Source organism: Rhizobium sp. KNZ14-9A, from assembly GCF_056755015.1.
Genome location: NZ_JBPGXB010000002.1, coordinates 3,530,088 through 3,552,657, shown reverse-complemented (window position 1 = coordinate 3,552,657; position 22,570 = coordinate 3,530,088). Strand labels below are relative to the sequence as shown.

Genomic DNA, 22,570 nt, shown 5'->3' with positions numbered 1-22,570 from the left:
AAGGGAGATATCACGCTGGATAAGCGCTGCAAACGCCGTCTGGCCTTTATCCCTCGAGCTCTTCGATGAGTGCTGGCAGGTCGGCCACGGTCTCGATGACGTAGTCGGCGCCGGCAGCAATCAGCTTCTCGCCGATCCGCTTGTGCAACTCGGCTCGCGCCTCCGGCGAAAGTGCATCCACCTCTTCAGGCGTCAGACCCGCCTCGTTGCCGGAGAGCGTCACGCCAACGGTAACGCAGCCTGCCGCGGCACCCTCGGCAATGCCGGGTTCAGTATCATCGACCTTCAGGACCGCAGAGGCCGGATAGACCATCAGGTCGAGGAAGCATTTATACATGCCGATCGGCGTCGGTCGGCCAAGCGGCAGATCGTCGGCACAGATCAGATTGTCGGGTGCATAACCCTGTTCAGCGGCAAGCGGCAGCACGCGCTCCATGATCGAGCGCGTATAGCCTGTCGTCGAGCCGATCTTCATCTGCCGCTCGCGCAGGTATTCGATCGTCTTGATCGCGCCAGGCACCAGCGCGCAGTAATCGGTCACGACAGCTTTGTTGAGCGGCACGAAGAGTTCGTAAACGCGGTCGATGGCCGCCTCGTCCGGAAGCGCGCCTTGCACCGCCTGCCATCGGGCGGCGATATGCGGTTCGGCCAGCATCGCGGCGATATGCGCACGCTTCGGGAGCCCCATCGGCTTGCGTGCGTCGGCGATCGTCACCTCGACGCCGAACTTGCCGAAGGTGTCTACAAAGGCACCCATCGGTGCGAAGGAGCCGAAATCGATGACTGTGCCGGCCCAGTCGAAGACCACTGCCTTGAATTGCGTCATGCTGCGCTCCCGTAAAGATCCTCGATGGTTTCTTCGCCGATGCCGAAGGCGGTCGAGGCACCGCAGCCTGCCGTCACCACGACGATACGCAGCGCATCGGAAGGCTTGTCGGTGAACCGCCAGCGGTCCGGGGAGGAGGCATAGGTGCCGACCCAGCGTTCGGCGATGAAGCGGCCCGGCAGGTTGAGCACGGCGTCCATCTCGTCGAGGGTCAGCCGGTCGATGCGCTCAAGGCCGAAGGGATCGGGCGTTTCGGAGTAATGGTGGCTGTCTCCGACGATCAGCGATCCGTCTTCCGATTGGGTGACGATCAGGTGGATGCCGTTTTCCCGCTCCGGCTTGAACTCCCGGTCAAGCCGCGCCTTCAGGGCAGTCGCTTCAGGCAACTCGGCATAACCGAGATAACGCCCGAGCCCGAGATCGGACATGACGGCGGTGCTGAGCGAGACCCGTTGCGCCGGCACGACACGCATCATCTGCAGCTTGCAGCGTGTGACGTTATATGCAGCGATCCGATCCGCAAACAGGCTCTTGAAATCGTCGCCGGGGCAAACAACCACCGTCTCCGCCTCGATCAGGCCGGTTGACGTCTCGATCCGCGGCGGCTCGACGGCGCTCACTGCTGTCGAGCGGCGGAACTCGATGCCATATTTGATTTCGAGATAGCGGGCGAGCAGTGGAACGGCCGTGCGGGATTCGACCCGCAGTTCATGGGGGCTATAGAGTGTGAAGCGCCCCGCTTCCGGTCGCAGTGCCGGCACAAGCCGCCGTGCCTCCTCGATCGTCAGTCTTTCGCAGCCTTCGCCCATCTCTGTGCGCAGGAAGGCGTCGATCACGGCTTCGGATTCGTCGAGCCTTGCGGCAAGGAGCAGCCCGCGCTGCAGGACGTCGACGCCTGCGTCATCGACAATATCGGCCCAGATATCGCGTGCCCGGCGTGCCTTGTCCCAGCAGTCGCCGGCCTGCTGGCCGGTCACCGTCACAAAGCCGAAATTGCGCACCGAGGCGCCATTTGCCTGTGCGTCGCGGTCAACAACGACGACCCGTTTGCCGCGCTTTGCCGCCGCCAGCGCATGCGCCAGCCCGACAATTCCCGCGCCGACGATCGCAATGTCGTAATGCGGCATGAAAGCTCCTTCGCAACATGTCTGCAACGGCTTGGCGGATTTTCTTGAAGCCTGTGTGACAGTTGCCCGGAGCCTTACATCCGCGTGTGGAAAAGAACGCTGGTTCAGTCTTCCAGCGTGCCGGCCTTTCGCGTTGCCTTGCTCGGCTTGTCGGCGGCAATCTTCATCAGGTCACCGCGCCGGCGCACCAGCCGGTCGGAAGTGCGGGTAAGAAATAGCCCGTCCTGCGGCGCCCGGATGTCGATATCGCCCTCGGCAAAACCGGGCCGGGTGACGATCGTCGCCAGAAGCTCTCCTTCCGAGACACGCTCGCCGATATTGCGGTGGAAGAGCACGGTACCGCCCTGCGGCGCACGCACGATCTCGACATTGTCGAGCGGCACGGCTGGTCCGGAGAAGGTCTTGTCTCCGGCTGCCCCGCCGTTGACAACACCGCGCCCGATCAGGAACTGCAGCAGGCCTTCGGCATCTTTCTCGGCCATATCGGGATAGACTTCGCGGCGACCGCGCAGTTCCACCGTCACCGAAAGCTTGCCCGGAAGCTTGGCCTTGCGCTCGCCCGGCACCTCATATTTCCAGGCAAAACCGACGGCTTCCTCGAAGGCGGAGCTTTCGCCATCCGAAAGCAGCACCGCTTCCATGTCGAGCGCATTGGCAAGGTCCGCTGCTTCCGGCCAGAAGGCTTCGTCGATATAGGCATATTGCAGCGATTCATCATCGCAATGCAGATCGAGCACCAGATCGGCTCCGAGCGCCATATGAATCAGCTCTCGCTTCAATCGATCCGTAGCCGGATAATAATCAAGACCGTCAAGCAACTCCTCCCGGTCGCGAACCGAGATCAGCGGGAAGTCCCGATTGAAATTGGTCCGCGATCCCAAATCGAACCGGCCCTGCAGCTCGCCGAAATGCGATTGCGCCGCCCCGATCGGATTTGCCTGCGGCACGAGCGTGATATCGCCGGCGATCCGTCCTTCGTTTTCGGCTTGCCTGAGTTGAAGGCAGAGAAAATGCGCAAGCGCGGTTCCCGGCAGTTCATTGGAATGCAATGCGGCCTGGATATAGACCTTGGGCGCCGCCGGATCGCTTCCCTTGAAACGCATGACGGGCAACCGCCATTCGATGCCGGGCGTATCGCCCGGGATGATGATCTCTGAAAGGTCCACTGTCTTGCTCCGCATGTACATATTGAGTGGGGAGTTTTATGCGAATCCCCACCCGCGGTGCAAGCGCAGCTCAGCCGAGCAGAGGCCAGCGGTTGATGACGTGATGCTCGCTCTTCCCGTAGATGCTGTGGATCAACAGGAACTCCTGGACTGTCCAGCGTACGGGTCGGTCAAGCTTTTCAGGCAGAACAGTCTTGCGATCATAGAGCATTGTCATGTGCGGCGTCAGATGTCCGCCGACATTATAGGGTAGTCCAGCCTCGTAGAGACCTTCTTGAATTTGGTTGCGAAGATCCAGCAGGCCTTCGTTTTCTTGCCTGCCGCAGATGACGAAGGCTTGCGGCTGGCCGGGATGCTTGAAGCTCATGGCTTCGTCGAGCACAATTTCGAACGGCTGGGCACGCACTGCCGCGGCAACTTGTTCAGCGCCGAACACGATATCATCCGGGAGCCGACGGTAGGCGCCGATGCCGTTCAGCGTGACATGAAGCACTGCGTTCGGCCGCGAGGGTCCGGTCAGAGCATGTCTATTGCGATACACTTGCGCGATGTCCAGCGCCTCGGATGCAGCTTCGATGGTTGGGCGAAGCGCGAAGAAAATCCTGTCGTGAAATTCCCCGCCAAGATTGGATTTCTTCTGGGGGCCTGCGCTATTCGGATCGAGTGGAAAATGAGGCATTTGAACTACGGACTACATCGCCCGCCTCCTTGTTTCGACAAGGAGGAGCATACCGAGATTGGCATTTCAGTCAAGAACAAAACATGAACAAAGAGCTTTGTGAGGATATTCAAAACAGAAACGGCTACCTTTGCGGCAGCCGTTTGCTGGCGTCAATCAAGCGCTGAGGAATGCGTTACGCGGCGTTCTTAAGGACCTCAGCCGCCTTTTTGGAAGACTTGGCGCGGGCTGCTTTCGGCGGTGCGAGACGAAGAACATCGTCTGCCAACAAGCGGGCATTGTCTTGCGCCTTGTCGAGATTGCTGACACGGGCAGGATCCATGGTATAGAGGCTGCCGCCTGAAACGAACATGTCGCGATAGGCGGCGCGCTCGATCAGCGCCGTGTCGATGACATTGACATGCTGCTTTGCGAGCAGACCTTTGACCGCCAGCAATGCACGCGTGGTGATGATCGAACTGATGCGCGTCAGCACGACCGAATGCGGGATGCGGATATCATGCTGGGCAGCAAGCTGCTTCATGATCTCAAGCACCTGCGCGCCGCCGACGGCGTCCATGGCGCAGCCCTGCACCGGAACCATTACATGATCGGAAAAGCCGATGGCCTTCGCCATCAGCGGGCTCAGACCGGCTGGCAAGTCGATAACGATATAACCGCCGCGCTTCTTGAGGTCCTTGATCTGCTGTTCGATCGTATCTTCGCTGACACCGGAGATGACGGCGAATTCGGCTGCGTCACCGGTCAGACGGTGCCAGCGGCTGGCCCACTGCTGGGGATCGGCATCCAGAACGGAAACGCGATGGCCACGGCGAGCCAGTTCTGTGGCAAGAACAAGAGCGACCGTCGTCTTGCCGGCCCCTCCTTTCGTATTGGCAAATGTAATGATTGGCATCGATTACCTCGGGTTGATGAGTTGGCGGCAGTCATCCCTGGGAGAGACGCGTCTCGGGCTTTAAGGAACAGCGACTTTCACAGTGATGAGATGAAAAGGTCAAACAGCAACCTTGCGTGGCGCTGTTTGGCCATGCTGTCTGAGGTTGATTTTTTCTGGGTGCAATCAGTGAGGAGCGGGCGATAGGGCAGCCGCGCCTCGGAGTTCTCCGCAAAAGTGGCATCTCCAGCCCGGCAAAAAAGACCGTCAGCGATGGTGAAGTCCGTCGCCGTCGGTAGTCTGGCCCTCGCGTCGGTTGCGATACGGCGTAACATTCGCGGATTGAACGACGCCGCTTCAAGCGTCGCCGGCGACCCGCCGCGCGTCAGTCGCGCGATAGGGACAGCCCGGCGAGAAGCGAAGCGTACGTGGCAAGCCTGCGGGATACGAACTCCGTGAAGAGCCGCACGCGCTTCGTCTTGCGTGTCTCCCCCTGTGTGAGAAGGAAGAGCGTTCCGTACATGTGCAGGTCGGTACCCGGCACTCTCACCAGTAGCGGGTCGGCATCTCCGACGAAGCACGGCAGGGTCGTAATCCCGAGCCCTTGCCGTACAGCAACGATCTGCGCCTCGCCGTCAGTGGTCCTGAACGGAACCCCCGTGGTGCGAACCTCACCCTCGCTGGCCCAATCCGGAATTCCATGAACACTTATGACGATCCACCGGATGGGATCAGGCGCGCCCGCACGCCACGCGGCTAGCAGATCGCGGGACATATAAATACCGCCGAATATATCCGGTCCCTTCAGGCCATGGAGATTGAGCGGCAGAGTTTTGCGGTCGTAGACGACGCGGATCGCGGCGTCGGCTTCTCGGTTGGTCAGATTTACCAGCTCGCCGGACGACAAGATTTCCATCTCGATGTCCGGATACAGACGCGCGAAATCGGAGAAGTCCGGCATGAGCAGGTGTGTCGCGAGGGGCGGTGCCAGTGTTACCCGCAGAAGCCCACGCACGCTCTGGTCGCGGCCAAAGACGCGCGTCTCCAGCTGGTGCGACGACGCCTCCATCTGGTCAGCGAGCTCTAGGACCTCCTCCCCTGCAGCCGTCAGGCGGTAGCCCGAAGGCAGCTTTTCGAACATCTGGGCCCCGAGCCGTTCCTCCAGTTGGGCGACGCGCCGCAGCACGGTCGAGTGGTTCACCCCAAGGCGCCCGGCGGCGGCCCGCACCGAGCCTCCGCGCGCGACGGCAAGAAAGTAGCGAACGTCATCCCAGTCGATCATGGTGCAATCCAGCACCGCTGGGGTGCGCCTTCCAAAGCCCGTGTCCAATACGTCGAACAGCATCTCGTATGTGAGTAGCACGGGCGGTCGTCATAGCCCATGCCGACAAGCGCGGCGCAATTCCGAACGGCGGACACCGATATGCGGGCTGGCGTCAGTCATCCAGCCGGATCGATTTCGCACCACCGATATGCGCGCTTCCGCACTCAACGCCCGACGCCCGCAGACCCATTTCGAGGGTCTCGGGGTTCTCCCCGAAGGACCAAATACGGAGTCTGAAAGGAAAAGTCATGGGAAAGCTTGAGGGTAAGGTTGCAGTCATCACGGGTGGATCGAGCGGCATGGCGCTGGCGAGCGCCAAGCGGTTCGTTGAAGAAGGCGCCTATGTTTTCATCACAGGCCGGAGACAGGAGTCGCTGGACGAGGCCGTCAATCTGATCGGCCGGAACGTGACCGGCGTGCGCGGCGATGCGTCCAATCTCGACGACCTCGACCGTCTGTTCGACACGGTCAAGCGGGAAAAGGGCAGGATCGACGTCCTGTATGCTAGCGCCGGCACGGGCGAAGCCGTCCCACTGGGCGAGATTACCGAGCAGCATTTCGATGCGACCTTCGGCCTGAATACGCGCGGCACGCTGTTCACGGTGCAAAAGGCGTTGCCGCTGTTCAACGATGGCGGATCGATCTTCATGACCGGATCAGTTGCTTCGGTGAAAGGTTTTCCTGGTTACAGCGTGTATGCGGCGAGCAAGGCGGCGTTGCACGCATTCGCACGCGGGTGGCTCAACGAGCTGAAGGGTAGGAATATCCGGGTGAACGTGCTGCATCCGGGGCCGATCGCCACACCGATGCAGGACCAAGTCCTCACCGAGGAGGCGAAGCAGATGTTCGAATCGCTGATCCCGCGGGGAAAAATGGGTCGTCCTGAGGAAATTGCGGCGGTCGCGCTGTTTCTTGCTTCAGACGATTCAAGCTTCGTGAATGGGGTGGAGTTGTCTGTCGACGGCGGCTTCTCGGCCATCTGAAATCGCGCCGGATCGCGGGAATTGTGGAACGACTTCGGCGCTGAACGGCCGGGCCGGCCGCACGAAGTCGTTCACCGCGGGACGCCTACGCGAAGGTCGCCATGCAGCCAAACGGATAACCCAGTGCCGTTGAGGGCCGGGGAATCGATGTCAACACAGATCGGAGAAACATTATGAGCTATGCGATTGTAGGATTCGGTAAGATAGGCCAGGCCCTCGCCCGGGCCTTCGCCCGTAAAAACATCGAGGTGGCAGTCGCGAGCCGCCGGACGCCTGAGGCGTTGGCGCCGCAGGCTCGGGCGATTGGACCCACGGTCGTCGCCAAGTCGCTGCGGGATGCACTCGAGGCCGACACGATCATCTTGGCGGTCCCGTTTGGGGAACATCGCGAGGTTGCGAAGATCCTGCCGAGCTGGAAAGGCAAGACGGTCATCGACGCGATGAACGCCTTGGTTCCCCTTGAGGAGCTGGACGGTCTCCTGTCCTCCGCCTTCGCTGCGAAGGCGTTCACCGGCGCCAAGTTCGTGAAAGGTTTCAATCACCTGATTGCGGCCACCCTGGCTGCCGATCCGATCGTCCAGGGCGGCGGTCATCGGGTGGTCTTTCTGTCGAGCGACGACGAGGACGCGATCGCTCCCGTGGCGGCCTTGGCCAAACAACTCGGGTTCGCACCCGTCAAGCTGGGAAAGCTCAAAGAGGGTGGCGCGCTGGTGCACGCACGCGGCCGCACCTGGGGCCAGCTCATCTTCCAGGATTTGTTCAAGAAGGAGCAGTAGTCGATCTACGACCGTGTGATCGACGCCGACGACTGGTCGCGCGCTAACTTCTTCGAGCGGCGCGTGGCCAAATATTTGAGGGCCAAAAACTCGCGAGGTTGGGCCGGGCCTGACGGCGTATGACCGCCGCTCGAAGAGCGAGGAGACGCCCGACAGAGCTGCAGATCTCGGGGTCGCCTAGAATTTATCGACTGCGCTATCCGATACTACTCCACGGTACTTTCCGTCACTCCCACTCGATCGTGCCGGGCGGCTTGCTCGTCACATCATAAACGACACGGTTGATACCGCGCACTTCATTGATGATGCGGGTCGCGGCGCGGCCGAGGAATTCCATGTCGTAGTGATAGAAATCCGCGGTCATGCCGTCGACCGAGGTGACGGCGCGCAGCGCACAGACGAATTCGTAGGTGCGGCCGTCGCCCATGACGCCGACGGTCTGGACGGGCAGCAGCACGGCAAAGGCCTGCCAGATCGCGTCGTAGAGGCCAGCCTTGCGGATCTCGTCGAGATAGATCGCATCGGCTTCGCGCAGGATCTCGAGCTTTTCACGCGTGATGCCGCCCGGGCAGCGGATGGCAAGGCCCGGCCCCGGGAAGGGATGGCGACCGATGAAGCTGTCTGGCAGGCCGAGTTCCTTGCCGAGCGCGCGCACTTCATCCTTGAAGAGTTCGCGCAGCGGCTCGACGAGCTGCATCTTCATGCGCTCCGGCAGACCGCCGACATTGTGGTGCGACTTGATGGTGACCGAGGGGCCGCCGGTGAAGGAAACGGACTCGATCACATCGGGATAGAGTGTGCCCTGGCCGAGGAAATCAGCGCCGCCGAGCTTCTTTGCCTCGTCCTCGAATGTCTCGATGAACAGGCGTCCGATGATCTTGCGCTTGGTTTCCGGGTCGGAAACGCCTTCGAGCTCGCCGATGAAGCGGTCGGAGGCATCGACGTGGATCAGGTGCAGGTTGTAGTGCTCGCGGAACATTGCGACCACGCCTGCGGCCTCGTCCTTACGCATCAGGCCATGGTCGACGAGTATGCAGGTTAGCTGGTCACCAACAGCCTCGTGAATGAGCAGAGCCGCGACTGAGGAGTCGACGCCGCCCGAAAGGGCGCAGATGACGCGCTTGTCACCGACTTGGCGGCGAATGTCCTCGACCGCCTTCTGACGGTACGCCGACATGGTCCAATCGCCCTTGATACCGGCGATGTTGTGGATGAAGTTCGCGATCAGCTTGGCGCCATCGGGCGTATGCACGACCTCAGGATGGAACTGCACGCCGTAATATTTGCGCTTCTCGTCGGCGATGAAGGCGTAAGGCGCGTTGGAGGATGTCGCCACGACTTTGAAACCGTCGGGCAGCTTCGTCACGCGGTCGCCATGGCTCATCCAGACCTGATGGCGCGAACCCTTGGACCAGAGGTCTTCGAAGAGGACGCAGTCCTCGTCGACTTCCAGGAAGGCGCGGCCGAATTCGCGGTGATGACCGCTTTCCACCAAGCCGCCCAGCTGCATGCACATCGTCTGCTGGCCGTAGCAGATGCCGAACACCGGGAGGCCGCTGTCGAAGATGATCTGCGGTGCCCTCGGCGATCCTTCATCGACCGTCGAAGCCGGGCTGCCGGACAGGATCACGGCTTTCGGCTGGAGGCGCTTGAAGCCTTCTTCGGCGGACTGGAAGGGAACGATCTCGCAATAGACGCCGGCTTCACGCACGCGTCGTGCGATGAGCTGGGTCACCTGGCTGCCGAAATCGACGATGAGAACGCTGTCGGGATGTGCTGTCTGGGTCATGGCGAGCCTTTAATGAAAAGCGCCTCTTCTTGCAATGCGGGAATTCGGCCGCAGCCGGGTTTTATTGTCCCGATTGTCCCTGTTTTCAGCCCTCAGAACCAGAAAACGCCGTCCTCCAGGGCGGTGAAAAGGCTGTCCACGGCATAGGAAAGCTTGCGGTCGACGATATGCAGATATTCGGTCCAGCCGGAAATATGCTGCAGCTCGACCGCACCGTCGGAAATGCCGCGAAGGCCGATCAGCGGCAGTTTGTAGCCTTGGCAGGCGCGCAGCACCGCATAGGTTTCCATGTCGACCATGTCGGCTGAGATATTGGCATAGGCGGTACCGGAAACGACATTGCCGCCGGTCGAAAGTGTGGCTTCGGGAATGCCGGGAATGCGCAGCGGCAGGTCGAGGTCCGCCGGCAGGTCGAGGAAGGGCGTCTTGCCCTTTTCGAAGCCGAGCGGCGAGGCATCCATGTCACGGTAGGAAACGGAGGTGACCTGATAGACTTCGGTCTGCTGCAGGCGTGCCGAACCGGCCGAGCCGAGCGAAACCACGAGATCGGGCAGGTCGTCTGATGCATCGAGACGGGAGAGCGACTTGGTGATCGCGATTGCCGCCTCGACCGGGCCGACGCCGGTCATCAGCGGTTCGATGCGCGAGCGCAGGAACGGGCCATATTCGGCCTCCGCGGCCATGACGAACAGGATGGACTTGCCTGCGACCGACTTCAGTTCGAATTTCATCCCGTAATTCCCTCTCTTCCGCGAATGACCATCATCGTCCCGGTCATGGACGCGATGAGCTTGGCAGGCCCGTCGCTGATCGCATAACCTCGCCCATCGGCGACGATGATGTTGGAGCCGGGCTTGGTGATCTCGCCTCTGAAGAGGAAGCGTTCGCCGCGCCCCGGCGACATGAGGTTGACCTTGAACTCGATCGTGAGGATCGAGGCTTCGGCATCGATGACACTATAGGCCGCAAAACCGCAGGCCGAATTGAGCGCTGCGGAAATGATGCCCGCGTGCAAAATGCCGTGCTGCTGTGTCAGTTTGACGTCGAAGGGAAGCTCGATTTCCACCATGCCGTGCTCGACACGCGTCAACTCCGCGCCGATGGTGTGCATGGCCGCTTGGCGGGAAAAACTCTGGCTGATCCGCTCGCGGAAATCGCCCCTGTCGGTGTCGTTCATCATGGTCCCTCTTGCGATCGCGAAAGTGGCATGGCCGGCTGGATTCGACAAGGTTTCAATCCGGCTGACGACGGTTTTGTCTCTCGATACAAGTTTTCGATCACGCGGCGCCGAGCTGTGTTGCTTGCGGGAATAAGGAATTATTCGTCCCAACTACTTCGCGTCCGGGGCTTCTTTGACGATGTCGCTGATCAGTGTCCGCAGCCAGCGATGCGCGGGATCGTTGCGGTAGCGGACATGCCAGGCCATCTCGACCGGGAATGTGCCGAGATCGACAGGCGTCGGTAGGACTTTCAGACGAGGGTCTGCGGCGAGACGCTGGCAGATCCTGTTCGGCAGTGTCGCGCAATAATCCGTCACCGCAATCATTTCCGGCACCGCCAGAAAATGGGTAACGGAGACTGCAACCTCGCGCTTGATCCCCTGTTGTTCCAGTGCTGTAAACAGGCCGACGCGCAGCCGCCCGGGCGGAAGTACGTTGACGTGCCGCATGTGCTCATACTGCTCTAGGGAAATGCTGCCCCCGATCTCAGGGTGATCAGCACGCACCACGCAGGCAAGGCCTTCGTCCATCAGATGCTGCACGACCAGATTGTCAGGCGGATCGATGATGCGGCCGAACACCATTGCCGTGGTGCCGGACATCACACCTGTCTCGCCGAGATCTGTGCCGAAAGGCGTGAGGCGAAGCCGGATGCCCGGCGCAACCTCGCGAAGCCGCGCGACGATCGCCGGCACCAGCACGAACTCCACATAGCTGTTCGGCGCAATCGTCATCAGCCGTTCGGCCTGCCTTGGATCAAAATCCTGTTGGCCGAGGATGGCGTCATCGATCCTTGCCAATGCCGCGGCAATGACTGGCGCCAGTTCCAACGCCATAGGCGTCGGCTGAATGCCGTATCGCTCACGGATGAAGAGCTGATCCTGCATCACCTCGCGCAGACGGGCCAAAGCATTGGAGAGCGCCGGCTGCGTAATTCCCAGCCGATCGGCGGCGCGGGTGACGCTGCGCTCCTCCATCAGCGTGATGAAGACGGGTAGCAGATTGAGGTCATATCGCATGACTTATAATGTCACATGAATATCTAAGATCATAGAAATAAACTTCTGGAATATGTCGTCCCGGAGCATGATCAGGCCATCCAAAAGGATGCCAACCACGGCAAACGGAGATGACAATGAGCAAGGCAAAAGTACTTCTGATCGGCTCCAACGCTACCCGCATCGAAATCCAGGGCGGCCGCACGGGAGCCACTGGCCAGTATCTCAACGAGACTGTCGTGCCGGCACTGGCAATCGTCGAGGCTGGCTACGAAATCGTTCTGGCAACGCCTGACGGCACCAAGCCCCATATCGACGAGGCCTCGGACACGCCGGATCATTTCGGCGGCGACAAGGCTGCCTACGAACGCGCCAAGACCTTCTATGCAAATGACCCTGCCATGAATGAGGTTCGCACGCTGCGTTCCATCGTTGAAGAGGGTCTCGACAATTACGCCGGTGTCTTTGTGCCGGGCGGTCAGGCGCCGGTAGTCGATCTGATGCAGGATCCGGATATGGGTGAAGTCCTGCGCCATTTCCATGAGCGCTCGAAGCCGACCGCACTTCTCTGCCACGGCCCGATAGCTGTCGCAGCCGCGATGCCGCATGCCCGCGAGTTCCGTGCCGCTCTGATTGCCGGAGTACCCGCCAAGGCCGCGGAATGGGCCAAAGACTGGCAATACGTTGGATACAGGATGACCGTCTTTTCCAACAGCGAAGAAAAGGTCGTCGAGGACTACATCCTGCACGCCAAGCTCTATTTCAACGTGGCCGACGCGCTGCAGACCGCCGGCGGCAAGGTCATCACGACAGCGACCGACTTCGAGCCGCACGTGGTTGAAGACCGTGAGCTCATAACCGGCCAGAATCCGCGCTCGGACCGTGCGCTCGCAGGAAAATTCGTGGCAGCGCTCGAACGTTCGCTAGCCATGGCATGATCTGAAGAAATCCGTGGGGTGCGACCATTCCGTATCCCGCGGGAACCCGATCTGAGGAAGGAAAAGCAATCATGTCCAATCCCATAAAGATCGTGGCGATCCTGACCGCCCGACCAGGCAAGACCGATGAATTGAAGGCGCTTCTCACCGGCATGATCGGCCCCAGCAGGGCAGAACCCGGTAATATGCGCTGGGATATCTGGCAAGATCAGGCCAATGCTGACATCTTGATCTTGGATGAGCTTTACGCGGACAACGCCGCCGTGGCCGCCCATCGCGAGACGCCGCATTTCCGGGATTATTTCGCTGTCATCAATGACCTCGCCGAACGCAGGGCGCTGGTGCTCGATCCCGTACAGATTGCCTGACAGGTCGATGAACGTTCACAACTATCTCGAGGACTAGACAATGGCACTCAAAGACATTCTCCCGGGCAAGCTCGGCTTCGGCGCCGCTCCGCTTGGCAACATGTTCCGTGATATTCCGGAGCAGGAAGCACTGGCAACCGTGGAAGCCGCCTGGAACGATGGTATCCGCTATTTCGACAACGCGCCCTTCTATGGCGCAGGACTTGCTGAACTCCGCATGGGCGAGGCGCTCGCTGGTAAGCCCAGGGATCAATATGCGATCAGCACCAAGGTTGGGCGTGTGATCCTTGATGAGATCGAAGACGTCAGCACCCGCGATCTCGGCGAGAAGGGCGAAGTCTTCAAATACGGCCGCCCCAACAAGATCGTCAACGATTACTCGGAAGATGCGACCCTGCGCTCGATCGAGGACAGCCTGAAACGCTTGAAGACCGACCATATCGAAATCGCCTGGGTCCACGATGTGGCACAGGATTTTTACGGTGACGAGTGGCTGGCTATCTTCGAAAGCGCACGCAAGGGCGCCTTCAAGGCACTGGATCGTCTGCGCGACGAAGGGGTCATCAAGGCCTGGGGTCTTGGCGTCAATCGCGTGGAACCGATCGAACTGCTGCTGGCCCTGCAAGAACCGCGGCCGGATGGTTTTCTGCTGGCCGGCCGCTACACGCTGCTTGATCATGAGCGGGCGTTGCAGCGCGTGATGCCGATGGTTGCAGAACGTGGTCTCGGCATCGTCGTCGGCGGCCCCTACAGTTCCGGCGCTTTGGTCGGCGGTCCGAACTTCGAATATGCGCCCGCCACACCGGCGATCCTCGACAAGGTCGCGCGTATCAAGTCAATCGCCGATCGTTACGGCATCAGCATGAAAGCGGCCGGGCTGCAATTCTCGCTCGCTAATCCCGCAGTCGCCGCCGTCATCCCCGGCGCAAGCAAACCGGACCGCATTGCGGAGGATCGGGCCGCACTCGACGAGGTGGTCCCAGGTGATTTCTGGCGGGAGCTTCGCAAGGCAGATCTCGTAAACGCCGAAGCTCCGCTTCCCGTATGATCACATTGATCGGCGCGGTTCATCTCAGCATGGTGAGCCGCGTCGCGTCCGTCTTGGGATCGTCCCAAAACCTCTTCTGAATAAGGCTCCGCAGGATTATGATCAATCAAACCTGAGGGCGAGCCGATGAAGAGATTTTCTCAATCTATGAGCGATTACGAGGCGTGGCTGGCACACGAGCTGCAGGGCGAGATCGTACAGGAGGGTATCGACGAGAAGCACCGTAAGATGGGCGAGGAGGCATTCTCCTTCTTGCGCGCTACCTACTGGCGCTGGGCGGAGATCATCTACGACGTCAGGCCGGATCTTGCGGACATGCCGCAAGTGCTGTCGATCGGCGATACGCATCTGGAGAACTTCGGCACCTGGCGGGATATCGAGGGGCGGCTAGTGTGGGGCGCCAATGATTTCGACGATGCAGCGATCATGCCCTACGGGCTGGATCTCGTGCGGCTGGTGGCAAGCGCCATTCTCGCTCAGCCGGACGCCGGGGTTTCCGGCAGGGCGATCGCCGAGCTCATTCTCGCCGGATATGTGCGCGGCCTTGAGCATGCGAATCCCATCATCCTGGAGCGCGATCATCCCTGGCTGCGCGACAAGCTGCTGCTTTCGGAAGATGAGCGGAAGGAGTTCTGGGAGAAATGGGACAAGCGTAAACCCGACGAAAAGCCGGCCCCCGGCCGCTTCGTTGATGCGCTGAGGAACGCCCTGCCGAGGTGCGCGGGAAGCTTTACGCCCCTACCAGTCAAGAAGAAGGGAACGGGCAGCCTGGGGCGGCCACGTTTCGTCGCCTATGTGAAGGAGTGGCGCGGTGGGCCCGTGCTGCGTGAAGCCAAGGCGCTTGTGCCCTCGGCCTGGTCGCTGGCAAGATCAGGAGATCACGTCATCAGAACCGGTGTCATTGCCGCCGGGCGGATGCGCAGCCCAGATCCTCATTTCGCAGTGTCGGGCCGCATTCTCGTTCGCCGGCTTTCGCCGAACAGCCGCAAGATCGAGATCGAGAACGATGCGAAGACGCTCCTGGACGGCGCCATGCTGGAACTGATGGGCTTCGAGATCGCCAACTGCCATTCAGATGACGCGGCAAGTGCTGCGGCAATTCGCAATGACCTGCGCTCGCGCGGTGAGGACTGGCTCTATGAGGCGGCGCGGGCGGCCGCCGACGTCACTGAAAAGGAATGGAAAGACTACCGCACCAGCTCCGGCTGAGCGATCCGCACGATATGCTGGTCCCAGGCGACATCGCTATGGGCTGCAAGGAAATCGCCGTCATAGGAGGAGACGGCAAAGCCGCCGGGCGCAGGCGCAATGCCGGCGGCGTCGTGAACGCTGTCCTCACGCAGCACCTTGCCCGTTTTCGCATCGATGGTGACGGACGCGCCGCCGATCGGCGAGGTGACGCCGACCAGACCTTCCTTTCGGTTGACTGCGATCGCTCCGACATAATTGGCAAGTCGTCGGGTCGTCTCCTCAGGCAGGTCGATGAAGCTCAAGTCTTCGCCCTTGGCGAAATGGCCGACGAGTGGCGGCAGGTCCTTGCGGTGGCCTTCATATTGGCAGGCGAACCAGATGCGGCCACCGGCATCGACATCGACATGGCGTGTCGAGACGGATGACCATTGCGGCGGCAGGGTATGTTTTTCGATCAGCGCGCCGGTTGCCGCATCGATAAGCGCCAGCGACGGCTGCATATTGCCGAGATTGAGCTTTGTGCGGCCGAAATCCGGATGTGTCTCGATGCCGCCATTGGCAACAACGAGCATGCGGCCGTCATCGGAAACCGTCATGTCATGCGGGCCGACGCCATAGGTCTCATATTCGCCGATACGGACAAAGCGGTTCGTCGCATCATAGAGGCCGATCATGCCCCTACCATTGTCGAAGTCGTTCTCGCTGGCATAGAGCAGCCGGCCATCCGGGGAAAAAGCGCCGTGGCCGTAGAAATGCCGGCCCTCCGGCGAGGTGATGACGACGGGTTCGCCCTTGTTCCAGGGGGCGAAGATCATAGCGAAGGTGCCCGGCCGGCGGGCGAAGGCGACGGTGCGCCCTGTTGCGCTGCTATGGGCCATGCCATGGGCGCGAGCGGGCAGCGGCACCTGATCGACGATCTCCCCATGCTCGGTGACCGTCGCCACGGCAAAGGAGCCGTTGGCGGCGCGGATACCGGAGGCGTAGACAGCATCGGCGCGGGTGAGCGCCAGCAGCGCTTCAGGTTTCAGCGCTGCCAGAAAGCCGATACCGGCGGCCTTGATGAAGCCGCGTCGGTCGATGGCGGCGCTGCGCCACATCGGCTCAGTCTCCGTCCGAGAAGGAGAAGCCGGCCGACAGGCCGATTGCCGCTCCATACTGATCGCTGATCGTGGTGATGAGATCGCGGCTTTCGGTCAGCAACGTATCGAGCTTGGCCCTTTCCGCATCGCTGACCGCGACTTCGATATCCGGGTTCAGCTTCGAGACGCCGTCGATGATCGTCTTCAGCTTAGCGTCGATTGAATCGGCAACCGCCTTCTTCTCTGGCGGCAGCAGTTCGGCCATGCCGGCCTTCTGCCAGAGCGTACGGATGCCCTCGAGATTGGCGGCCATCGATTTCCAGGTGTTCTTCGAACGCCAGTAAATCGCCATGCGCGGGCGAGCGGGCGTATCCTTGCCCTTGTAGAACTGCTCCAACCGCTGGTCGCGGACATTCTCGGCGCCGTGGACGAGGATGCCGAGCAGCGCGGTGACGGCTTCCTTGTTCTCCATGAAATCGTCGCTCTGCGGGCCGGGATGTTTCCAGCTCGCCTGCACACCGTCAGGCTTCTCCCAGGCGGCGACCACCTCGCCGGCCTCGCGCTGGATATTACCGGCGACGGCCTGGCCGTAGAGGCAGCGGAAGCCGCCCTTCTGCTTGATGAGGTCGTCGGAGCCGTTGCCATATAGCACATATTCGAGTGCGGTCAGGCCCTGCAGCGCCACACTCTTGCCGGCAATGGCATCGACGGTCGCGTCCTTCGGATCGGCCTTGGCGATCAGCGCCTGAACCTGCTTGAGGCCGACGCCCTTGCGATCGGGATAGAAGAGGATGTGTTCGAAGAGATTGTCTTGGATGACCGGGCCGGTCTGCACGATCTCGATCGTCGACCAGTAACGGATCACATCGGCGAATGCTGACTTGGCGCGGTCGAGCGTCTGCTGCGTCCCGGAGGCGCAGAGATCGTTCATGGCCGTCGTCAGGCGCGCGGATGATTGCTGCATATTGCGATAGCCGGGGCGGATGACCTCGTCGACAGCGCGCTGCATGACTGAAGGCACAGCATCCTCGTTGAGGCCCGAAGCGGGTGGTGCGGCGCTCTGGGCGGCAGCCGATGTGGCAAGGCCGGTCAAAGCGAGGCAAAGCAGGGTGTGCCAGGGGCGCATCAAAGTGACTCCAGGAATGTAATCAGGGCCTCTCTATCGTCTTTTGACAGCGAGGAGAATGCGCTACGGGCTTTTTCAGCTTCGCCGCCATGCCAGAGAATTGCTTCGGTGAGATTTCTGGCGCGGCCGTCATGCAGGAAGAAGCTGTGTCCGCTGACAGTCCGGGTCAGTCCTATACCCCATAGCGGCGGCGTGCGCCATTCACGTCCACCGGCCAGCCCTACTTGCTGTCCGTCGGCCAGGCCATCGCCCATGTTGTGCAGCAGGAAATCGGAATAGGGCCAGATGAGCTGGAAGGATTGGGCCTTCTCAGCCGTGTCGCGGCGGGTGACGAACTTCGGCACGTGGCAGGAAATACAGCCGGATTCGTAGAAAAGCTGCTTGCCGCGCAGGGTCCCGGCAAAACTTGCTTTTCGGCGCGCCGGCACGGCGAGGTTCTCGGAATAGAAGGTAACGAGATCGAGCACCGGTCCTGGTGCCTCCTCATTGCCGAGCCGTTTTTGCACGCCATCAGGCATGGCGAGGCACTTTGTCTCGGCCGCGGTGCAGTCGCCATCAGCGTTCGGCGCATCCGGCGTCGAGATGCCGATATCGGTGGAGAAGGCATCCGCACTCTGGTCTCGAACTGTGGCATTTTGCGCTTTCCAACCGAAACGGCCGAGTGCGATCTGGCCGGTGCGATGATCGCGCACGATCGCGGCCCTACCGGAAATGCCATCATGATCGAGATCATCAGGGTCGGCATGGGCCAGAATATCGGCCTCGGAAATTGCTTCGATCAGCCCGAGGCCGATCATCGGCGGGGCGACGCGCGCCGAGATCGTTGTCGCCGGGTCGAGCGGGCCGTAGGCGAGGTCTCTGACGGAATAGGCCGGCTTGCGCAGCTTCACCGTTTCGCCGCCGGCAAGCGTGATCGTCTCTTCGGTGTAGGTGACCGCGACCTTGCCCTCGGCGGCAAGTCCTGGAACGGCGAGATCCTGAAGCTGGTGGCCGTAAACAGGATCGGGGAAATTGACGACATCGGCGTCGGCGATCGCTTTTTCTTCCTCAAGTGTCTTTGCCGCACGGGCCACGCGCAGGACCATCGAGGTAGCGCTCGGACCTCTCTCAGGCGGCTTGCCGCGGCCGTCATTGGCATGACAACTCATGCAGGAGCGGGCATTGAAGAGCGGACCAAGCCCATCGGATGCCTGCGTCGAGGAGGGCGCGGAAACCCAGAGCTTGCGGAAGAGCGCATTGCCGAGCCGAAAATTCTGCTCTTCCTCGAAAGGGATATTGGCCGAGATGTGCGAGAAACTGTCTTCGGTGACCGGATCGATAGAGGTTGCCGCACCCGCCTGCATCGCCTCGTAGGGTTCGGCCTTGGTGAAATCGCCGGTCGGCCGCGTGACATCGACGACGCGCTTCAAATCCGCATCGGAAAGATCGGTACGTCCAGTCGGAAGATCGAAACTACCGGCAATAGCGACGGGAAGTCCGGCGAGCAGAGCGCAGAAAGCTGCGCTGACAAAAAGACGTCTGGCCGGGTTATGCGACATTTCAAGGGTCCGGGCCACTCCGGTTTCGGAGCGGCCCGCCTTTTTGCTTATTTGAAGACAGCGTTAGGATTATCCAGGCTGTCAGAACCTTCAAGCTCGACGGTGCCGAGGTCAAGTGCGGCAATAACGCGCTGGACCGACTTCGTCTGGTCGATGAGACCGTCGATGGCGGCCTGAACGACGGCGTTGCCTTCCTTGTTGCCCTCGCCGATCATCTGATCGTACTTCTCGACCGTCTCGCCGCGCTTGGCCATGGCGTGCATGGCATCCAGCGTCTTGTTGAGCTTGCCGGTCATCTCGGCGTCCAGAGCTTTATCCTTGGCGGCAACGAGGTCGTGCAGTGACGGGCCGGTCAGCTTGGTGCCGTCGACGCGGGTATATTCGCCCGTATAGGCAGCAGCGATGCCGATCGCGTCGTTCAGATGCGAATTGTAGGTATTGTCCGAGAAGCAATCATGCTCCTCTTCCGGATCGTGCAGCAGCAGGCCGAGCTTCATGCGCTCGCCGGCCAGTTCACCATAGGAGAGCGAACCCATACCCGTCAGGATGGCGACGAGGCCAGCCTTCGGATCGGCTTCGACGTGCTTCGTCGCTTCGCCACCCGGCGCCCAGTCATCGGTCATTTCCTGCAGGTCGGAAACAAGCAGCGTGGAAGCCGACTTCAGATATTCGGCGCGACGGTCGCAATTGCCGTGCGTGCAATTCTTGAGATCATAGTCAGTAGCAGGACGCTCGCCGGCGCCTGGTCCCGTGCCATGCAGATCCTGGCCCCAGAGCAGGAATTCTATGGCGTGGTAGCCGGTCGCGACGTTGGCTTCGATACCGCCGGCCTCGGCAAGCGTACCGGAGAGGAATTCCGGCGTCAGCTTGGAGGCGTCGACATCCTTGCCGTCAATCTTGATCGTCTTGTTGGCGATGACGTTTGCGACATAGAGGGAGTTCTCGTCGCTTTCCGTACCATAGGAGGGATCGACGTAGTCGATCAGGCCTTCGTCGAGCGGCCATGCGTTGACCTTGCCTTCCCAGTCGTCGACAACAGGGTTGCCGAAACGATAGACTTCGGTCTGCTGATAGGGAACACGTGCCTTGATCCAGGCATCCCTGGCGGCCTTCAGCGTCGCATCATCAGGCGACTTCAGAAACGCGTCGATGGCCGCGTCGAGCGCCTTGGCTGTTGTCAGCGAATCTTCATACTTGGCATGCGCGACCTCGGCGTAATGCTTCACGACAGCGGCTGCGTCGGTTGCCGCATACGCGGGAAGGGCGAGCAGGGCGGCGGGGGCAATCGCCAGCGCAGCTGCTCGGAATGTGCGGTTGAGCTTCATAATCCTCTCCTGTGACGGATTTCCGTCTGAATCCGGCATTCGTCTCTTCGCCCAAAAGCAAACTGGTGTCAAACACTCTAGTTTGGAATGGTTTTAAGGATGGATTTCCGCAAGCAGCCTGTCTATCTGAAAAGCATTTGCTTGAAAATTCAGCAAGACACGCGCTATTAATTGCGCACCCTGCTTAATCCTTCATCCGATCCTCCTGAACACCTCATCCGACCGGCCTTCATGCGTCATCACATCAGGCATTTCATTCATCGCCACGAGCCGAAGGGCGCGTTCCATGCGCATCTGAAGTCCGGAATTGGTGCCGTCATCGGCATGGTTTCGGTCGGCATCCTTGCTGTTACGACAGGCATTCCGCTGCTGATTGCGCCCTTCGGCGCAACGGCAGTGCTGATCTTTGGGCAGCCGAAGAGCCCGCTCGCCCAGCCGGCAAATGTCATTGGTGGTTACGTTCTTGCTGCGGCGGTCGGCGCCGCAGCCGCTTTCTTCTTTCCGGGTCTCTGGTGGGTCGCGGCAATCGCCGTCGGTATCGCAATCGCCGGCATGCTGGCGCTGAGGGTCACGCATCCGCCGGCAGGCGCCGTGCCGCTTGTTGCTCTCGGCTCGCATCTCGGCGGATTGACGCTTTTTGCAGTCGTCCTGTTCGGCGGCGTCCTGCTGGTCGCGATCGCCGTCGTGCATCACTTCATCCCACCGCGGCATCAATATCCGCTGCGGGCGCCGTCGCCGTAAGGCTCAGCCTGTTCTTTTGAGGCGGCAGAAGAAGAAGCCGTCCGTATCCGTCGAGGCCGGCGTCAGCGTGATCGTCTTGCCGTCGGAAGAGCGTGGGCGCGTCCCATCCTTGCCGAACAGGCTGTCCCAGGCGGGCAGGGCGCTGACGATTTCGAAGTCGCTGTTGTCGGTGGCAAAGCGCCGCACCTGTTCTTCGTTCTCCTGCGGTAGCACCGAGCAGGTAACGTAGATCAGTTCGCCGCCGGGGCGCACGAAGCTGCGCGCCTGCGTCAGCGCGTCCTGCTGCTGGGCAGTGCGCTCGTCGAGGTTCTTGGCCGTCAGTCGCCATTTCGTATCCGGGCGCCGGCGCCACGTGCCTGTGCCGGTGCAGGGCGCGTCGACCAGCACCTTATCGCAGCGGTCGCGCAGGCTGGTCAGGCCTCTGATATCGTCATGGACCTGGACATTGCGTGTTCCGGCGCGCTTCAGCCGCTCGATGATCGGCGCAAGCCGCTTGCGGTCGGCATCATAGGCATGGACCTGGCCCTTGTTATGCATCGCAGCCGCCATGGCGAGCGTCTTGCCGCCGCCGCCGGCACAATAATCCAGCACCTGCTCGCCATCCCCAGGCAAAACCAGATCCGCAACGATCTGCGATCCCTCGTCCTGAACTTCAAACCAGCCTTTCTGGAATGAAAGCTCGGCCGTCACGTTGGGCAAACGTGAGGCACCCTCGCCGGCGGGAATCCGGATGCCGTAGCGTGCGATCTTCGCCTCATTGGCGCCGGCGCGTTCCAGCGCCTTGACGGCCTTTTCGCGGGTGGCCTTCAGGATATTGGCACGCAGATCAAGCGTCGGGCGTCCAGCGAGCGCCTGGGCCTCGGAAAGCCATTCGCCGCCGAAAGCCTGTTCGAAGGAGGATTGCACCCATTCTGGAATATCGCCCTGAACATGCGGGGCTGCGTCGGAAAGAGAGCGGCTCGTAAAGGCCGCGAGTGCGTCGGCCGAAAGCGGCGTCGGCGCGAACTTGTCGTCAGCAAGTTCGGCGGCCAGCGTTTCCGGCGTGAAACCCCATTGGCGGAACATGACGGCATGGGCAATGGCAACGGCGCTGTCGTCGTCCATCAGATAGGCATGGGACAGTCGCATGCGCAGCGCATCGTAGACAATGTTGCCGATCGCCGCCCTGTCGCCGGAACCGGCGAAACGGTGAGCGAGGCCCCAGTCCTTCAGCGCATCGGCGACAGGCCTTTTACGGGCATCGATATCAGCCAGAACCGAAATCGCCCCTTCGAGGCGGCCGCCCAAACGCATTCAAACTTCTCCTGTTGCCTTGGCTAGTGAACGATCCGCGCGGAAAGAGCCTCAGGAAGCCTGATGGCGGGGCAGATTGTTTACAAGTCTCAACCGCGTGGTTACCCGCGATTGACGGCAAGAGCAAGCGCCGCATCCGGCGCAGGGATTTTGCGGAGGAC

Annotated in this window: 22 protein-coding genes; 7 read left to right on the top strand and 15 right to left on the bottom strand. The window is 61.1% G+C overall.

The window, feature by feature from the left end; translation table 11 throughout:
- Nucleotides 1-46: 46 nt before the first annotated feature.
- From phnX to ACR9ZQ_RS24405, 6 genes are all read right to left on the bottom strand, one after another.
- Nucleotides 47-826, bottom strand: a complete 780-nt coding sequence (gene phnX, locus ACR9ZQ_RS24430; protein WP_481428936.1) for a phosphonoacetaldehyde hydrolase — start codon at nucleotides 824-826, stop codon at nucleotides 47-49.
- Entirely contained in the window at nucleotides 823-1,953 is a 1,131-nt protein-coding gene (locus tag ACR9ZQ_RS24425) for a TIGR03364 family FAD-dependent oxidoreductase (RefSeq protein ID WP_481428935.1), read from the bottom strand. The genes phnX and ACR9ZQ_RS24425 overlap by 4 nt, the downstream gene beginning before the upstream one ends.
- Nucleotides 1,954-2,057: 104 nt before the next feature.
- Nucleotides 2,058-3,119, bottom strand: coding sequence for a M14 family metallopeptidase (locus tag ACR9ZQ_RS24420; RefSeq protein ID WP_310379608.1), 1,062 nt, complete (start codon nucleotides 3,117-3,119; stop codon nucleotides 2,058-2,060).
- Nucleotides 3,120-3,189: 70 nt separating this feature from the next.
- Nucleotides 3,190-3,798, bottom strand: coding sequence for a 2'-5' RNA ligase family protein (locus ACR9ZQ_RS24415; RefSeq protein ID WP_481428934.1), 609 nt, complete (start codon nucleotides 3,796-3,798; stop codon nucleotides 3,190-3,192).
- A 175-nt stretch (nucleotides 3,799-3,973) separates the two neighbouring features.
- Nucleotides 3,974-4,693 (bottom strand): AAA family ATPase, encoded by a 720-nt coding sequence (locus ACR9ZQ_RS24410; RefSeq protein WP_310379604.1) that lies wholly within the window; start codon nucleotides 4,691-4,693, stop codon nucleotides 3,974-3,976.
- Nucleotides 4,694-5,057: 364 nt separating this feature from the next.
- Nucleotides 5,058-5,954: a LysR family transcriptional regulator gene (locus ACR9ZQ_RS24405; RefSeq protein ID WP_481428933.1), complete on the bottom strand. Its 897-nt coding sequence runs from the start codon at nucleotides 5,952-5,954 to the stop codon at nucleotides 5,058-5,060.
- A gap of 290 nt (nucleotides 5,955-6,244) precedes the next feature.
- Between ACR9ZQ_RS24405 and ACR9ZQ_RS24400 the strand changes: the two genes are divergently transcribed.
- Together ACR9ZQ_RS24400 and ACR9ZQ_RS24395 are read left to right on the top strand one after the other, a co-directional pair.
- Nucleotides 6,245-6,979, top strand: coding sequence for an SDR family NAD(P)-dependent oxidoreductase (locus tag ACR9ZQ_RS24400; RefSeq protein ID WP_481428932.1), 735 nt, complete (start codon nucleotides 6,245-6,247; stop codon nucleotides 6,977-6,979).
- 173 nt (nucleotides 6,980-7,152) lie between these two features.
- Nucleotides 7,153-7,755 carry an NADPH-dependent F420 reductase gene (locus tag ACR9ZQ_RS24395; protein ID WP_310379598.1) on the top strand — a complete coding sequence of 201 codons (603 nt, stop codon included), beginning with the start codon at nucleotides 7,153-7,155 and terminating at the stop codon, nucleotides 7,753-7,755.
- A 226-nt stretch (nucleotides 7,756-7,981) separates the two neighbouring features.
- Here ACR9ZQ_RS24395 and guaA read toward each other — a convergent pair whose 3' ends face one another.
- The 4 genes from guaA to ACR9ZQ_RS24375 form a co-directional block, all read right to left on the bottom strand.
- Entirely contained in the window at nucleotides 7,982-9,544 is a 1,563-nt protein-coding gene (gene guaA, locus ACR9ZQ_RS24390; protein ID WP_113321760.1) for a glutamine-hydrolyzing GMP synthase, read from the bottom strand.
- A gap of 92 nt (nucleotides 9,545-9,636) precedes the next feature.
- Complete coding sequence (locus tag ACR9ZQ_RS24385; protein WP_310379595.1) at nucleotides 9,637-10,275, bottom strand: 5'-methylthioadenosine/S-adenosylhomocysteine nucleosidase; 639 nt, start codon at nucleotides 10,273-10,275, stop codon at nucleotides 9,637-9,639.
- On the bottom strand, nucleotides 10,272-10,721 hold the full coding sequence (locus ACR9ZQ_RS24380) for a PaaI family thioesterase (RefSeq protein WP_481429354.1): 450 nt from the start codon (nucleotides 10,719-10,721) through the stop codon (nucleotides 10,272-10,274). Before ACR9ZQ_RS24380 ends, ACR9ZQ_RS24385 begins: the two co-directional genes overlap by 4 nt.
- A 153-nt stretch (nucleotides 10,722-10,874) precedes the next feature.
- Entirely contained in the window at nucleotides 10,875-11,783 is a 909-nt protein-coding gene (locus ACR9ZQ_RS24375; protein WP_310379593.1) for a LysR family transcriptional regulator, read from the bottom strand.
- A gap of 116 nt (nucleotides 11,784-11,899) precedes the next feature.
- On the opposite strand from ACR9ZQ_RS24375, the gene ACR9ZQ_RS24370 reads away from it, so the two are divergent.
- From ACR9ZQ_RS24370 to ACR9ZQ_RS24355, 4 genes are all read left to right on the top strand, one after another.
- Nucleotides 11,900-12,700 (top strand): type 1 glutamine amidotransferase domain-containing protein, encoded by an 801-nt coding sequence (locus ACR9ZQ_RS24370; RefSeq protein WP_481428931.1) that lies wholly within the window; start codon nucleotides 11,900-11,902, stop codon nucleotides 12,698-12,700.
- A 71-nt stretch (nucleotides 12,701-12,771) separates the two neighbouring features.
- On the top strand, nucleotides 12,772-13,068 hold the full coding sequence (locus ACR9ZQ_RS24365; protein WP_310379589.1) for a putative quinol monooxygenase: 297 nt from the start codon (nucleotides 12,772-12,774) through the stop codon (nucleotides 13,066-13,068).
- 40 nt (nucleotides 13,069-13,108) lie between these two features.
- A complete protein-coding gene (locus ACR9ZQ_RS24360; RefSeq protein WP_481428930.1) occupies nucleotides 13,109-14,116 on the top strand; it encodes an aldo/keto reductase in 1,008 nt (335 codons plus the stop codon).
- Between the two features lie 126 nt (nucleotides 14,117-14,242).
- Nucleotides 14,243-15,325 carry a DUF2252 family protein gene (locus ACR9ZQ_RS24355; protein WP_481428929.1) on the top strand — a complete coding sequence of 361 codons (1,083 nt, stop codon included), beginning with the start codon at nucleotides 14,243-14,245 and terminating at the stop codon, nucleotides 15,323-15,325.
- On the opposite strand, the gene ACR9ZQ_RS24350 is transcribed toward ACR9ZQ_RS24355, so the two are convergent.
- The 4 genes from ACR9ZQ_RS24350 to ACR9ZQ_RS24335 are packed head-to-tail and all read right to left on the bottom strand — an operon-like array spanning nucleotide 15,304 to nucleotide 20,375.
- Nucleotides 15,304-16,404 carry a DUF1513 domain-containing protein gene (locus ACR9ZQ_RS24350; RefSeq protein ID WP_481428928.1) on the bottom strand — a complete coding sequence of 367 codons (1,101 nt, stop codon included), beginning with the start codon at nucleotides 16,402-16,404 and terminating at the stop codon, nucleotides 15,304-15,306. The two genes, ACR9ZQ_RS24355 and ACR9ZQ_RS24350, sit on opposite strands and share 22 nt — an antisense overlap.
- A gap of 4 nt (nucleotides 16,405-16,408) precedes the next feature.
- Nucleotides 16,409-17,512, bottom strand: coding sequence for an imelysin family protein (locus ACR9ZQ_RS24345; RefSeq protein ID WP_481428927.1), 1,104 nt, complete (start codon nucleotides 17,510-17,512; stop codon nucleotides 16,409-16,411).
- Nucleotides 17,512-19,050 (bottom strand): di-heme oxidoreductase family protein, encoded by a 1,539-nt coding sequence (locus ACR9ZQ_RS24340; RefSeq protein WP_481428926.1) that lies wholly within the window; start codon nucleotides 19,048-19,050, stop codon nucleotides 17,512-17,514. The genes ACR9ZQ_RS24345 and ACR9ZQ_RS24340 overlap by 1 nt, the downstream gene beginning before the upstream one ends.
- A 47-nt stretch (nucleotides 19,051-19,097) precedes the next feature.
- Complete coding sequence (locus ACR9ZQ_RS24335) at nucleotides 19,098-20,375, bottom strand: imelysin family protein (protein WP_310379577.1); 1,278 nt, start codon at nucleotides 20,373-20,375, stop codon at nucleotides 19,098-19,100.
- A gap of 231 nt (nucleotides 20,376-20,606) precedes the next feature.
- Here ACR9ZQ_RS24335 and ACR9ZQ_RS24330 point away from each other — a divergent pair, with 231 nt between their 5' ends.
- The gene (locus tag ACR9ZQ_RS24330) at nucleotides 20,607-21,116 is read left to right on the top strand and encodes an HPP family protein (RefSeq protein ID WP_113321750.1); all 510 of its coding nucleotides are present in this window, start codon (nucleotides 20,607-20,609) and stop codon (nucleotides 21,114-21,116) included.
- A 3-nt stretch (nucleotides 21,117-21,119) separates the two neighbouring features.
- Here ACR9ZQ_RS24330 and ACR9ZQ_RS24325 read toward each other — a convergent pair whose 3' ends face one another.
- Complete coding sequence (locus ACR9ZQ_RS24325) at nucleotides 21,120-22,409, bottom strand: RsmB/NOP family class I SAM-dependent RNA methyltransferase (RefSeq protein ID WP_310379575.1); 1,290 nt, start codon at nucleotides 22,407-22,409, stop codon at nucleotides 21,120-21,122.
- Nucleotides 22,410-22,570 lie beyond the last annotated feature (161 nt).

Bases quoted from the DNA above. Each gene is read 5' to 3' on its own strand.
- ACR9ZQ_RS24385 (WP_310379595.1), bottom strand. From the start codon at position 10,275: ATGAAATTCGAACTGAAGTCGGTCGCAGGCAAGTCCATCCTGTTCGTC.
- ACR9ZQ_RS24410 (WP_310379604.1), bottom strand. From the start codon at position 4,693: ATGCCAATCATTACATTTGCCAATACGAAAGGAGGGGCCGGCAAGACG.
- ACR9ZQ_RS24335 (WP_310379577.1), bottom strand. From the start codon at position 20,375: ATGAAGCTCAACCGCACATTCCGAGCAGCTGCGCTGGCGATTGCCCCC.
- ACR9ZQ_RS24325 (WP_310379575.1), bottom strand. From the start codon at position 22,409: ATGCGTTTGGGCGGCCGCCTCGAAGGGGCGATTTCGGTTCTGGCTGAT.
- ACR9ZQ_RS24400 (WP_481428932.1), top strand. From the start codon at position 6,245: ATGGGAAAGCTTGAGGGTAAGGTTGCAGTCATCACGGGTGGATCGAGC.
- ACR9ZQ_RS24425 (WP_481428935.1), bottom strand. From the start codon at position 1,953: ATGCCGCATTACGACATTGCGATCGTCGGCGCGGGAATTGTCGGGCTG.
- ACR9ZQ_RS24415 (WP_481428934.1), bottom strand. From the start codon at position 3,798: ATGCCTCATTTTCCACTCGATCCGAATAGCGCAGGCCCCCAGAAGAAA.
- ACR9ZQ_RS24370 (WP_481428931.1), top strand. From the start codon at position 11,900: ATGAGCAAGGCAAAAGTACTTCTGATCGGCTCCAACGCTACCCGCATC.
- ACR9ZQ_RS24365 (WP_310379589.1), top strand. From the start codon at position 12,772: ATGTCCAATCCCATAAAGATCGTGGCGATCCTGACCGCCCGACCAGGC.
- phnX (WP_481428936.1), bottom strand. From the start codon at position 826: ATGACGCAATTCAAGGCAGTGGTCTTCGACTGGGCCGGCACAGTCATC.
- ACR9ZQ_RS24395 (WP_310379598.1), top strand. From the start codon at position 7,153: ATGAGCTATGCGATTGTAGGATTCGGTAAGATAGGCCAGGCCCTCGCC.
- ACR9ZQ_RS24405 (WP_481428933.1), bottom strand. From the start codon at position 5,954: ATGATCGACTGGGATGACGTTCGCTACTTTCTTGCCGTCGCGCGCGGA.
- ACR9ZQ_RS24350 (WP_481428928.1), bottom strand. From the start codon at position 16,404: ATGTGGCGCAGCGCCGCCATCGACCGACGCGGCTTCATCAAGGCCGCC.
- ACR9ZQ_RS24330 (WP_113321750.1), top strand. From the start codon at position 20,607: ATGCGTCATCACATCAGGCATTTCATTCATCGCCACGAGCCGAAGGGC.
- ACR9ZQ_RS24375 (WP_310379593.1), bottom strand. From the start codon at position 11,783: ATGCGATATGACCTCAATCTGCTACCCGTCTTCATCACGCTGATGGAG.
- guaA (WP_113321760.1), bottom strand. From the start codon at position 9,544: ATGACCCAGACAGCACATCCCGACAGCGTTCTCATCGTCGATTTCGGC.
- ACR9ZQ_RS24360 (WP_481428930.1), top strand. From the start codon at position 13,109: ATGGCACTCAAAGACATTCTCCCGGGCAAGCTCGGCTTCGGCGCCGCT.
- ACR9ZQ_RS24345 (WP_481428927.1), bottom strand. From the start codon at position 17,512: ATGCGCCCCTGGCACACCCTGCTTTGCCTCGCTTTGACCGGCCTTGCC.
- ACR9ZQ_RS24340 (WP_481428926.1), bottom strand. From the start codon at position 19,050: ATGTCGCATAACCCGGCCAGACGTCTTTTTGTCAGCGCAGCTTTCTGC.
- ACR9ZQ_RS24355 (WP_481428929.1), top strand. From the start codon at position 14,243: ATGAAGAGATTTTCTCAATCTATGAGCGATTACGAGGCGTGGCTGGCA.
- ACR9ZQ_RS24380 (WP_481429354.1), bottom strand. From the start codon at position 10,721: ATGAACGACACCGACAGGGGCGATTTCCGCGAGCGGATCAGCCAGAGT.